Source organism: Thiobacillus sp. (genome assembly GCA_024235835.1).
In the GTDB taxonomy this organism is placed as follows: domain Bacteria; phylum Pseudomonadota; class Gammaproteobacteria; order Burkholderiales; family Thiobacillaceae; genus PFJX01.
Map to the genome: position 1 here is coordinate 494,050 of JACKLQ010000002.1, position 12,281 is coordinate 506,330.

Here is a 12,281-nt window from a genome sequence, read left to right on the forward strand (position 1 = left end):
CAGACCTGCTTATCTAGACATAAAAATAATTAATAGCTATATTAGCACCTACTGATTTTGCCGCGCCCCCGGGCGCAGCCCCCCTTTCAGCTAGGAGTGTTGATATGCGTGCTGCCAAGTTGGGCACCCTCGCGGGTGCCATGCTGTTGGCCCTATCCGTGCCGGCGGCCTGGGCCCAGACCCTGAGCTTCCAGCAGGCCGTGGAGCAGGCCCTGAACCAGAACCCGGACCTGGTCGTCAGCCGGGCCCAGATCGACCAGGCCGAAGCCGCCATGCGCCAGGCCGAGGGCAACAAAAAGCCCCGTCTCAACCTGTCGGTCACCGCCACCAACACCAACGACGCGCTGAATGCCTTCGGCCTGAAGCTGTCACAGCGGAACGCCACCTTCGGCGATTTCGGAGCGGGGGAATTCAATCCAGCCAATCCCAATGTGCTCTCGATTGCCCCCCACGACCTGAACCACCCGGACTCGGTCACCAACGTCAATCCCCGCGTTGAACTGCTGATCCCCGTGTACAACGGCGGCATGGTGCAGAGCTACGTGGAGCAGGCCCAGGCCTATGTGCGCGCCGCCCAGTCCGGCGATCGCCTGGCGCGGCAACAGATCATCAAGCACGTGCTCATGGCCTACCAGGGCGTGCACACCGCTCGGGCCTACATCAAGGTGGCGGAGCAAGGCAAAGCCGCCGCCGAGGAGTACGTGCGCATCACCGAGAAACTGCACAAGCAGGGCATGGCGGTGAAGAGCGACGCGCTGTCCGCCAAGGTGAACCTGCAAGAGGTGAAGCTGAAGCTGGTGGAGGCGAGGAATGCCGAGGCAGCCGCCCTGGACCAGCTTCACCTGCTGTTGGGCAAGCCCCTGGGCGAACCCCTGGACGTGGGTGCTCCCGTCACCCCCAGCCTGCTGGCGGGCAACGACGCGGACCTTCGCCTCCAGGCCCTGGACACCCACGCGGGCCTGCAGGCTCTGCGAAGCCAGATGCAGGGCGCCGGCTCCGCCGTGGAGGCCGCCCGGGCCAGCTACAAACCCCAGTTCAACGTCATGCTGCGGGGCGACGTGAACGACGAGGCCCTGGGCTTCGGCGCCGCTTCCTACACCGTGGCCGGCGTGCTGTCCTGGACCGCCTTCGACGGCGGCGTCACCAAGGCCGGCGTCGACCGGGCCGAGGCCCAGCGCACGGAACTGGCCGCCAGGCTGCGCCAGGCCGAGGACGGCATTGCGTACCAGGTGGGTGATGCCCGCCGCAAGGCCCTGGAGGCGGAGGAAAAGATCGCCGCCCGGGAAACCGCGATGGAGCAGGCCGCCGAGGCCCAGCGCCTGGTGCAGAAGCGCTACGAGAACGGCGTGGCCACCCTGATCGAACTCCTCTCCACCCAGGCCCAGCTGGACAAGGCCCGGGCAGACCTGGTGGCGGCCCGCTACGACCTGGCCGTCAACCGTGCCGAACTGAAGCGCGCCGTGGGCGTGCTGTCCCCGGAACAACTCTGATTCAAGGTGAGCGACATGACCCACGCCCTCTCTGCAACGATCAAGCCCCTGGCCACCGCCCTGGCCCTGGCCTTTTCCATCAGCCTGGCCGGTTGCGGCGGGGATGACCAATCCAAGATCAAGGAAGAACCGGCCCCCACCGTCCAGGCCCAGGTCACGGCCATCCAGCCCGTGGAAACCCAGTCCACAGCCACTACTCCCGGCACCATCGTGGCCCTGGAATCCGTGAAGGTGGCCTCCCGCCTCATGGGCTACATCAAGGACATCGCCGTGGTTGAAGGCCAGAGCGTGAAGACTGGCCAGCGCCTCTTCACCATCGACCCCCTGGACATCGAGGGTGCCGTGGCCCAGGCCCGCCTGGGACTGCAGCAGGCCGAGGACGCCCTGAAGGACGCCAAGGCCGACTACCAGCGCTTCGAGGCCCTGTACAAGGACGAGGTGGTATCCCGCCAGCACTACGAGAAGATGAAACTCAACCACGACATCGCGGTGTCCCGGGCCGCCCAGGCCAAGGCGGGGCTGGGCACCGCCCAGGGCCAGTTGAAGTATGCCGTGGTCACCTCCCCCATCAATGGCGTGGTGACCCAGAAGCTGGCCATGGAAGGGGACATCGCCGCCCCCGGACATCCGGTGCTGATGGTGGAGAACCCCGCCAAGCTGCAGGTTCAGACCAGCGTGCCCGAGGCCCTGTTCAAGACCCTGAAGCTGGGCCAGGCCGTGCAGGTGGTCGTGGATGGCCTGGAAGCCCCCGTCGCCGCCAAGGTAGCGCGCCTTTCCCCCGCCGCCGACCCCATGAGCCACACCTACATGGTGAAGCTGGACGTGGCCGGCGCCGGCCTCACAAGTCGTTCGCCGGGCCGCCCCAAGAACGACTTGACCCCCTCGGGGGGCGGCTCGGGCGTGGTTTCCGGGCCGGGGGCGCAACTTCGCAGCGGCGCCTTCGCCCGGGTGCTGTTCCCCACGGGCAGCAAGCTGATGCTGGCCGTGCCCAAGGCCGCCGTGCTGGAACGGGCGGGCATCACCGGCGTGTTCGTGGTGGACGCCCAGGGACTGGCCCAGTACCGCATGGTGCGCACCGGCGCCGAGGTGGACGGCCAGGTGGAAATCCTCTCCGGCCTGAACCCCGGCGAGCGTGTGGTGACGGGCAACGCCGAAGCAGTTAACAACGGCAACAAGGTGCAGGGCTAAGCCATGAGCGCCACTGAACACGATACCCACGACACCCCCATGAACATGGCGGGCAATCTTGCCCGGGCCTTCCTTACGTCCAAGCTCACCGCCCTGATGATCATCGCGGTGACCCTCACCGGCCTGCTGGCCCTGATGGTGACGCCCCGGGAATACAACCCCCAGATCGTGGTGCCGGCGGCCAACATCATCGTCGCCAAGCCCGGCGCCTCTGCCACCGAGATCCAGAACCTGGTGGTGAAGCCCCTGGAGGCCATCATGAACGCCCAGTCCGGGGTGGACCACACCTACGGCTACGCCAGCAACGACTTCGGCCTGGTGACGGTGCAGTTCAAGGTGGGCGAGAACCAGGAAGACTCCCTGGTGAAGATGTACAACCAGCTCATGCAGAACATGGACCGGATTCCCCCCGGCGCCATGCAGCCCGTGGTGCGCCCCGTCAACGTGGACGACGTGCCCATCATGACCCTGACCCTGGCCTCCGCCGGCCTGGACGACTTCCGCCTGCGGGAAGTGGCCCAGCGCCTGCTGGAACAGGTGCGCAACGTGTCCGGCGTGTCCTTCACCCAGATCATCGGCGGCCGCGCCCGGGCGGTGAACGTGTGGATCGATCCCCAGCGCCTGGAGGCCGCCGGCCTCAGCCTGAACCAGGTAGACCAGATGCTGCGGGGCACCAATGTGTCCGCGCCTCTGGGTGACCTGGTGCGGGACAACCTGGCCACGCCCCTGCGCCTGTCCGGCTTCCTGGGTTCCGCCGAGGAGGTGGCCGATATCGTCGTCGGCGTGTCCCGCCAGGGCCGGCCGGTGTACCTGAAGGACATCGCCAGGGTGGAGGACGGCCCCGCCGAGATCGAGGAAGCCACCCGCTTTGCTTACGGTCCTGCGTCCAGCGCGGCACTGAAAGGCGAGAACCCCGCCGTCACCCTGGCCATCGCCAAGAAGGCCGGCACCAACGCCGTGGTGGTGGCCGACGCCGTGTTGGCCAAAGTGGAGGAACTGAAGAAGCAGGCCATCCCCGCCGAGGTGCAGATTGCCGTCACCCGCAACGACGGCGCCAAGGCCAACGCCGCGGTGAACGAACTGGTCATGCACCTGGGCATCGCCATCGGTTCCGTGGTGCTGATCCTGGTGATCTTCCTGGGCTGGCGGGAGGCGGGCATCGTCACCATGACCGTGCCCCTGATCCTGTTCGTGGTGCTGGCCGTGGGCCTGGCCTTCGGCCAGACCATCAACCGCATCACCCTGTTCGCCCTGATCCTGTCCCTGGGCCTCTTGGTGGACGCGGCCATCGTCGTGATCGAGAACATCCACCGCCACCTGCACCACGGCACGGGCAACAAGCCCTTCGGGCAGGTGCTGGTGGAAGCCACCAACGAGATCGGCAACCCCACCAACATCGCCACCATCGCCGTGATCCTGGCCTTCGTGCCCATGGCCTTCGTCACCGGCATGATGGGCCCCTTCATGGCCCCCATCCCCTTCAACGTGCCCGTGGCCATGATCGCCTCCATCGTCATCGCCTACATGGCCGTGCCCTGGGCCTCCAATCTGTGGCTGAGGAACAAGGCAGCCCAGTCCGCTCTGGCCCATACAGCCAGCCTGGAAGAGCAGGGCGCCCAGAAACAGGACCCCCTGCACCGGGCCTATGTGGCGGTGCTCACCCCCCTCATCAACTCCGCCTCCAAGCGCAACATCACCTTCCTGGTGGTGCTGGGCCTGCTGGGCGGGGCCATGCTCATGCCCGCCTGGCAGTTCGTGCGGCCCGCCGGCCTGAATGGCCCCCTGTCTCCTATGGGCGTGGAACTGAAGATGTTGCCCAACGACAACACCAACACCATGCTCCTGCAGGTGGACATGCCCGCCGGCACCGCCCTGGCCGCCACGGACCAGGTGGCCCGGGCCGTGGGCCAGGTGGTGGGCAGGCATCCCCACGTCACCGACTACCAGACCTTCCTGGGCATGACGGCCCCCATCGACTTCGCCGCCCTGGTGCGGGGAGACATGATCAAGAAGGGCCAGAACCTGGCCCAGATCCGGGTGAACCTGGTGGACAAGCATCACCGTGCCGTCTCCTCCCACGAGATCGCCGACGAGCTGAACGTGGCCTTGGGCGAAGTGCGCAAGGCCTTCCCCACCGCCAAGCTCAAACTCTACGAGACGCCCCCCGGCCCGCCGGTGCAGGCCCAGATCCTGGCGGAGCTGTACGGCCCGGACTACGACGTGTTGCGCAGCGCCGCGCCCGTGGTGGACGAGGCCTTCAACAAGATCTACGGCATGATCAACGTGGACGATTCCGTCACCGCCAACCTGGACAGCTTCCATGTCCACGTCGACGCCGAGAAGGCCCTGCTGTCCGGCGTGGCCCCCGGCCAAGTGGCGCAACTGCTGCGCAACTACGTGTCCGGCTTTGCCATCGGCACCCTCCACGCCACCGACGCCCGGGAGCCCATCGACATCCAGGTGCGCCTGCCCAAGGCCCTGCGTGCCAGTCCCGAGACCCTCCTGGCCCTGCGGGTGAGCAACCCCCACGGCGTGCAGATCCCCCTGTCCGCCGTGGCCAGCGTGGAACGGGTTACCGAGGCCAAGCCCATCTACGGCCGGGACCAGCATCCCATGGTCATGGTGGGGGGCGAGCTGCTGAAGTCCAGCCCCGTCTACGCCGTGCTGGCCCTGGACAAGGAACTGGACGGCAAGAAACTGCCCAATGGGGCCACCTTCACCACCGGCAACCTGGGTTTCGTCCAGGCCAGTCCCAAGGACGTGGTGGACTACACCCTGCTGTGGGGCGGCGAGATGCGCCTGACCCTGGACGTGTTCCGTGACCTGGGTTCCGCCTTCATCGTGGCCCTGATCCTCATCTACCTGGTGCTGGTGGGCTACTACAAGTCCTTCGCCCTGCCGGTCATCGTCATGGGCGCCATCCCCCTCACCCTGGTGGGCGTGTTCCCCGGCCACTGGGCCACCAGCCAGGCCTTCACCGCCACCTCCATGATCGGCGTCATCGCCCTGGCGGGCATCGTGGTGCGCAACTCCCTGCTGCTCATCGACTTCATCCTGGACTACCGCAAGCAAGGCTACGAGCTCAAGGAAGCGGTGATCGAGGCGGGGGCCGTGCGCTTCCGCCCCATCCTGCTCACCGCCCTGGCCATCATCCTGGGCTCCGCCATCATGATCACCGACCCGGTGTTCGGCGGCCTGGCCGTGTCCCTGATCTTCGGCACCTTCGCCTCCACGGCCCTGACCCTGGTGGTGATCCCCCTGCTGTACTTCCTGTGGCAGCGTAATGCGAAAACCCCTGCCAATCCTGTTGCAACCGCGGAAACCAATTAACCCGAAAGGAGTTTGCACATGTCCATCGAACGCATCATCCGCATCATGGCCGGCGTCATGATCCTGTTGTCCCTGGCCCTGGCCCATTTCACCGGCCAGGTGGACATGGCCAGCCTGTCCTGGCTGTGGTTCACCGCCTTCATTGGCCTGAACCTGCTGCAATCGGGCTTCACCGGCTTCTGCCCCCCGGAAAAATTGCTGAAGAAGATGGGCTTCAAGGAAGGCGGCAGCTGCTGCGGCTGAGGGCCCCGGGGCCGGACTGCGCCCAGCCCGCCCCCCGTGGGGAAGAAGAAACCCTTGGGTCAGGCCGGCGTATTTCTCGAGCCTGAGGGTTAAAATCCGCCCCCTTGCTAGCGCTTTGAGGTAATTCGGATGGATTTCGTCCTGCAAAACATCTGGCTGATCCTGCTGGCCGCCCTGTCCACCTTCATGCTCCTGGGCGGCGGCCTCTTCAGCCGCATTTCCGGCATCAAGCAGATCGCGCCCCAGGAAGCGGTGATGCTGTTCAACCACGAGGATGCCCTGGTGCTGGACGTGCGGGAGCAGTCCGAGTGGGCCGACGGCCACATCGCCAAGGCCAGGCACATCCCCCTGGGCCAGTTGAAGAACAAGCTGGCGGACCTGGAGAAGCACAAGGGCAAGCCCATCATCGCCGTGTGCCGCAGCGGCAACCGTTCCAACCACGCCTGCGGCGTCCTGAAGAAGGCGGGGTTCGAAAACCTGCACAACCTGGCCGGCGGCATGCAGGCCTGGGAGCAGGCCGGCCTTCCCCGCGAGAAAAGATAAGTTAGGAATAGCCATGCCCCCCATCAAGATGTATTGCACCGCCGTCTGCCCCTACTGCCAGATGGCCGAACGCCTGCTGAACAAGAAGGGCGTCACCGAGATCGAGAAGATCCGCGTGGACCTGGACCCCGCCCAGCGGGAGCACATGATGCAGATCACCGGCCGCCGCACCGTGCCCCAGGTCTTCATCGGCGACCGCCACGTGGGCGGCTTCGACGATCTGTCCGCCCTGGACGCGGCGGGCGAACTGGAGCCCCTGCTGGCCTGACCCCGGCGGCTTGATTTCCCCCGGGCAGGCGCCATCTGCTGCGAAGATCAATTTTCGGAGCCTTCGCCATGGAACTCGTCTGCCCTCATTGCGGTGCGGTGAACCGCGTCCCGTCCGAGCGCCTGGGTGACCAGCCCAAATGCGGCAAATGCGGAGCCGATGTGCTGCCCGGGCACCCCGTGGAGCTCACCGCCGCCACCTTCGACAAGTTCGTGGGCCGCAATGAACTGCCGGTGCTGGTGGATTTCTGGGCCCCCTGGTGCGGCCCCTGCAAGCAATTCGCTCCCGTATTCACCCAACTGGCCGGCCCTTGGGCGAACAAAGTGCGCTTCGCCAAGGTGAACACCGAGGCGGAACAGGCCCTGGCCACCCGCCACGGCATCCGCAGCATCCCCACCCTGGCCGTGTTCAAAGGCGGCCGGGAAGTGGACCGGGTCTCCGGTGCCCTGCCGGCGCCACAACTGGAGGCCTGGCTGCGCCGCGTCCAGGGCTGACAAATATCCGCCACACCCCAGCGGCTATAATTGACCGCTTTTTCAATTTCCTCCGGATTCCGCCATGACCGACCAGCAACAAGCCATGCCCGTGTTCAACATCGAGAAGATCTACGTCAAGGATCTCTCCCTGGAAGTGCCCAATGCCCCTGCCATCTTCCTGGAGCGGGAAGCCCCCCAGATGAACATGCAGCTCAACACCCAGAGCGCCAGGGTTAACGACGAAGGCATCTACGAGTGCATCCTCACCCTCACCATCACCGCCAAGATCCAGGACAAGAACGCCTTCCTGGTGGAGCTGAAGCAGGCCGGCATCTTCCGCATCCAGAACCTGCCCCAGGAAGCCATGGAGCCTGCCCTCAGCGTGGGCTGCCCCAACATCCTCTTCCCCTATGCCCGGGAGGCGGTTTCCGATGCCGTGCTGAAGGCCGGTTTCCCGCCCCTGATCCTGCAGCCCGTCAACTTCGAACTTATGTACATGCAGCAGCAGGCCCAGGCCCAACAGGCTGCCGCCCAGAAACCCAACTGAACCCCACCGGGCCTGACGCGGCATGAAGTTCGGCGTTCTGGGGGCGGGGGCCTGGGGTACGGCCCTGGCCATCCGCCTGGCCCGCAGGAGCCCGGTCCTGATCTGGACCCGCTCACAGGACCACGCCCGGGACCTCAACGAGACCCGGGAGAACCATCGCTACCTGCCGGGCCATGCCTTCCCGGCCGATCTGCGAGCCACCAGCGACCTGGCCAAAGCCGCCGAAGACGCCGACTGCCTCGTCTGCGCCGTGCCCAGCAACGCCCTGCGTTCCCTGGCCCTGGCCCTGCGGGAAGACGGCCTGCCCATCCCCCTGGTATGGCTGTGCAAGGGCTTCGAGTCCGGCAGCCGCAAGCTGCCCCACCAGGTGCTGAACGAGGCCTGGCCGGACCACCCGCCCGCCGCAGCGCTCTCCGGACCAAGCTTCGCCCAGGAAGTGGCCAAGGGGTTGCCCGCCGCCCTCACCGTGGCCAGCGCCGACATGGAGTTCGCCCGCTCCATGGCCCAGGCCCTGCATGACCCCAAGTTCCGCCTGTACGCCTCCACCGACGTGGTGGGCGTGGAACTGGGGGGGGCGTTGAAGAACGTCATCGCCATCGCCGCCGGCATCTCCGACGGCCTTGGCTTCGGCCTCAACGCCCGGGCCGCCCTGGTGACCCGGGGCCTGGCGGAGCTGACCCGCCTGGGCCTGAAGCTGGGGGGGCGGCCCGAGACCTTCATGGGACTCTCGGGCATGGGGGACCTGATCCTCACCTGCACCGGTGACCTGTCCCGAAACCGCCAGCTGGGCCTGCGCCTGGCGGCGGGGGAAAGCCTGGAGGGGGCCCTGCGGGAACTGGGTCACGTGGCGGAAGGCGCCACCACCGCCCTGGAGGCCGCCAAGCTGGCCGGGGAACTGGGTGTGGAAACCCCCATCACTTCCTCCGTGGCGAAAATCCTGATGCAGGAACTGCCTCCCAAGGAGGCGGTCACGGCCCTGCTGGCCCGGGGCCTGAAGGATGAGGGGATCTAGGGACCGTGCCGGCGGGCCCTGGCGGGAATCAGTCCTCCCGGCCTTGCAGCAACTCGGTCACGCTCTGGGACACAAACAGGTGTTCTTCCAGGACCTGGCGCATGGAACGCATGCGCTCGAAGCAAGTCGGGCAGAGTGCTGTCCATCCTCGGTGGCCACCCTGCCGGCAGCCGCTGACTCCTGGCCAGTGCCATCGAACCAGGCCCTGCCTTCCTTAATGCGACGTCCCCCGCTGATGCGCCCGGTTGCCCGGCGCATCTCCACTTCCGGGACCGCCTGGAGATTGCGGATATCGCGGAAGATGAAGTCGCGTCGCGCCATGTTCGTCTTGCCGGATGATGGATGCCGCAAGCACATCCCGGCCGTACACCCCATGCCAAGCCCTTATCCGGGGGCGATTTGCCCATGAACTCGGCCGAACAGGCGTATGCCGAACGCCTTGGGACTTGGCAGACCCTGCATCGGCTGCAAGGACCGGGCCGTTCCTACCCCTATGCCTGGCGCCTGCCTGAACTGGCACGCCCCCTGGGCAGGGCGCAATTGCGCCAGGCACAACATGCCCTGGCCTTGGACCTGTACACCCTGGGACGTTTCACGGAAGCCCAGGCAGCCCTGCCGGAAGCGGAAGAGGATGAGGGCATCACGGCTTTGGAGCGGCGGCTATACCTGCTGCTGCGAAGTCCAGCCGCCGCAGCCATCCATGCAGTGCCACTGCCCGGTTTGGAACCACGCTATCTCGCCTATGTGGCTGACCGTGCCCAGGACTGGCCGGCTGCCGCCCCCCGGGGCCCCACCGAGCCGGACCGTCTTTTCTCATCCTTGCTGGATGCCTGGTCCCAGGCCCGCGGGGGACATCCCATCTCCCTTGCCGTCCACCAACGCGCCCTGGCCCGACTGCGGTGTTTGCATCCCAGCCTGTGCGTACAAGGCGAAGCCGTGCTGGCAGAAGCCCTATACTGGCTCGGTCCCCGCTGGGCCACGGTATGGCTGGACCACGCCCTGGATCAGGTGGATCTCTTCAGTCAGCACCACCTGAAGGCCCGCCTGATGGGCCTCAAGGCCCGGGCTCTGGATGCAGCGGGGGAATTGGGCGAAGGCGCCCGCTTCCGCAAGCAGGCCCGGGCCCTGGCAGAACGCCAGGGCGCCCGGCTCTACCTGGCCCAGTTCATCGACGAGGCCTAGCCGCCGGTGACGGGAGGAAAGATGGCCACCTCGTCGCCCTCCCGCAACGGAGCGTCCTGGCCGGCGATATCCTGGTTCACCGCCAGGCGGAAGGCGCGGCCCGGCGCCAGTTCCTGGGCCCACACCCCGCCTCGGCCGCGCAAGGCTTCCAGCAGGTCTGCCAGGCTGGCGGGGGAGGGCAGCTCCATGTCCTCCCGGCCCAGGCCGAAGACTTCCCGGAGGCGGGCGAAATACAGTAGTCGGATGTTCATGCCAGCCACTCCCCCAAAGGCAGAAAACGCACCATGTCGCCCGGCAGCACGGTGACGCCGTCGGGCACGTCCACCAGGCCGTCCGCCCAGGCCAGGGAGGTGAGCACGCCGGAGCTCTGGTTGGCGTAGAGCACGGCCTGGCCGGCCTCCAGGCGGGCGCGCAGGAACTCCCGCCGCTTGCCGGGCTTGGGCCAGGCGAAGCTGGCCGGCACGGTGAAGGCCAGGGGCGTGGCGGGCAGGGCGCCCATGCGGGCTAGCAGGAAGGGGCGCACGAACAGGGTGTAGACCACGAAGGCGGACACCGGGTTGCCCGGCAGGCCAACGAAGTCGGCCTCGGCCACCCGGCCATAGGCCAGGGGCTTGCCGGGCTTCATGGCCACCTTCCACATGTCCAGGCGGCCCAGGCGCTCCACCGCCGCCTTCACGTGGTCCTCCTCCCCCACGGACACGCCGCCGGTGGTGATGACCACGTCAGCCTCCAGGCCGGCCCGTTCCAGCACCGCCATGGTGTCCTCAAGTTTGTCCGGCACCTGGCCCAGGTCCATCACTTCCACCCCCAGGCGGCCCAGCAGGGCCATCAGGGTGGCGCGGTTGGAGTTATAGATGCGGCCGGGGGGCAGGGGTTGGCCGGGCATGACGATCTCGTCGCCGGTGAAGAACACCGCCACCTTCAGGCGGCGGTACACACTGAGTTCCGTGGCCCCCACCGAGGCGGCCACGCCCAGCTGGGCCGGACCCAGGCGCTGGCCGGGGGAGAGCACCGTCTGGCCGTCCCGGATGTCTTCGCCCAGGCGGCGGACATGGCTGCCCGGTTCAGGCTCCCGGGGAATGCGCACCACGCCTTCGCCGCTTTCCGTGTCTTCCTGCATCACCACCGTATCGGCGCCCGGGGGCACGGGCGCGCCAGTGAAGATGCGGGCGGCGGTGCCGCCGGCCAAAGTCTGGCCCAGGCTGCCGGCGGGGATGCGCTGGCTCACGGGCAGCCAGGCATCGGCGGACCAGTCCGCCAGGCGCAGGGCGTAGCCGTCCATGGCGGCATTGTCCAGGGGCGGCACGTTCACCCTGGAAACCAGGTCCTGGGCCAGGATCCGCCCCAGGGCGGACTCGGCGGGGAGGGTTTCCGTCTCCGCCAAGGGCCGGGCGGAAGTCATCAGCCGCGCCAGGGCGGCGTCGATGGAAAGCATGTCACTCATGTGTGTTCAACCACTCCAGGATGAAGGCGGCCACGGCCGCCACATCGTTCAAGTTCAGGCGGGGCAATGTACCCGGCGGTTCTGCGTCGGAAGCCACGGCAATGATGTGGAGGTCGTCCAGATGCAGCCAGGGCCGGGCGTTGGCCGCCCGCCACACCTCGATCTTGGGCAGGGCGGCGTGGCGAAACCCCTCCACCAGTACCAGATCGCAGGGGGAAAGGCGACCAAGATGCTCCGCCAGGGCCGGTTCCTGGGCGCCGCGCAGCTCATGCAGCAGAATCCAGCGGTGGGGAGAGGTAAGCAACACCTCCTGGGCCCCCGCCTGACGATGGCGCCAGGAATCCTTGCCCGGCACGTCCACCTCGAAATCATGGTGGCTTTGCTTGACCACCGACACCGCCAGCCCCGCCTCCTTGAGGCGGGGCAGCAAGGCCTCTATGAGGGTGGTCTTGCCGCTGCCACTGTAGCCGGCGATTCCCAGTGCTTTCATGGCTCCATGCTCACCGTCCGCTGGCCCCGGGGACATGACCCAAGTCAAGGCGCGCCTTCCAAACAATG

The 12,281-nt window shown here is 67.0% G+C and carries 13 protein-coding genes; 10 read left to right on the forward strand and 3 right to left on the reverse strand.

All coding sequences use genetic code 11. From position 1 onward, the window contains the following. Positions 1-104 precede the first annotated feature (104 nt). The 10 genes from H6935_10505 (at position 105) to H6935_10550 (ending at position 10,279) form a co-directional block, all read left to right on the forward strand. Positions 105-1,490, forward strand: coding sequence for a TolC family protein (locus H6935_10505; GenBank protein ID MCP5278774.1), 1,386 nt, complete (start codon positions 105-107; stop codon positions 1,488-1,490). A gap of 15 nt (positions 1,491-1,505) precedes the next feature. Beyond that, positions 1,506-2,678: an efflux RND transporter periplasmic adaptor subunit gene (locus H6935_10510; GenBank protein ID MCP5278775.1), complete on the forward strand. Its 1,173-nt coding sequence runs from the start codon at positions 1,506-1,508 to the stop codon at positions 2,676-2,678. Positions 2,679-2,717: 39 nt separating this feature from the next. Then, positions 2,718-6,008, forward strand: coding sequence for an efflux RND transporter permease subunit (locus H6935_10515; protein MCP5278776.1), 3,291 nt, complete (start codon positions 2,718-2,720; stop codon positions 6,006-6,008). Positions 6,009-6,026: 18 nt separating this feature from the next. After that, positions 6,027-6,251, forward strand: coding sequence for a DUF2892 domain-containing protein (locus tag H6935_10520; GenBank protein MCP5278777.1), 225 nt, complete (start codon positions 6,027-6,029; stop codon positions 6,249-6,251). A 129-nt stretch (positions 6,252-6,380) separates the two neighbouring features. After that, positions 6,381-6,794, forward strand: a complete 414-nt coding sequence (locus H6935_10525; protein ID MCP5278778.1) for a rhodanese-like domain-containing protein — start codon at positions 6,381-6,383, stop codon at positions 6,792-6,794. A gap of 13 nt (positions 6,795-6,807) precedes the next feature. Beyond that, complete coding sequence (gene grxC / locus H6935_10530; GenBank protein MCP5278779.1) at positions 6,808-7,062, forward strand: glutaredoxin 3; 255 nt, start codon at positions 6,808-6,810, stop codon at positions 7,060-7,062. A gap of 68 nt (positions 7,063-7,130) precedes the next feature. After that, positions 7,131-7,556, forward strand: a complete 426-nt coding sequence (gene trxC, locus H6935_10535; GenBank protein MCP5278780.1) for a thioredoxin TrxC — start codon at positions 7,131-7,133, stop codon at positions 7,554-7,556. A gap of 64 nt (positions 7,557-7,620) precedes the next feature. Further along, a complete protein-coding gene (gene secB / locus H6935_10540; GenBank protein MCP5278781.1) occupies positions 7,621-8,085 on the forward strand; it encodes a protein-export chaperone SecB in 465 nt (154 codons plus the stop codon). Positions 8,086-8,107: 22 nt separating this feature from the next. Beyond that, complete coding sequence (locus tag H6935_10545; GenBank protein MCP5278782.1) at positions 8,108-9,097, forward strand: NAD(P)-dependent glycerol-3-phosphate dehydrogenase; 990 nt, start codon at positions 8,108-8,110, stop codon at positions 9,095-9,097. 405 nt (positions 9,098-9,502) lie between these two features. Continuing rightward, complete coding sequence (locus H6935_10550; protein ID MCP5278783.1) at positions 9,503-10,279, forward strand: hypothetical protein; 777 nt, start codon at positions 9,503-9,505, stop codon at positions 10,277-10,279. Here H6935_10550 and moaD read toward each other — a convergent pair. The 3 genes from moaD to mobB are packed head-to-tail and all read right to left on the reverse strand — an operon-like array spanning position 10,276 to position 12,213. Next, complete coding sequence (moaD, locus tag H6935_10555) at positions 10,276-10,530, reverse strand: molybdopterin converting factor subunit 1 (protein ID MCP5278784.1); 255 nt, start codon at positions 10,528-10,530, stop codon at positions 10,276-10,278. The genes H6935_10550 and moaD overlap by 4 nt on opposite strands. Then, positions 10,527-11,714 (reverse strand): molybdopterin molybdotransferase MoeA, encoded by a 1,188-nt coding sequence (locus H6935_10560; protein MCP5278785.1) that lies wholly within the window; start codon positions 11,712-11,714, stop codon positions 10,527-10,529. Before H6935_10560 ends, moaD begins: the two co-directional genes overlap by 4 nt. Before the next feature lies 1 nt (position 11,715). Further along, positions 11,716-12,213, reverse strand: coding sequence for a molybdopterin-guanine dinucleotide biosynthesis protein B (mobB, locus tag H6935_10565; protein ID MCP5278786.1), 498 nt, complete (start codon positions 12,211-12,213; stop codon positions 11,716-11,718). Between the last annotated feature and the right edge of the window lie 68 nt (positions 12,214-12,281).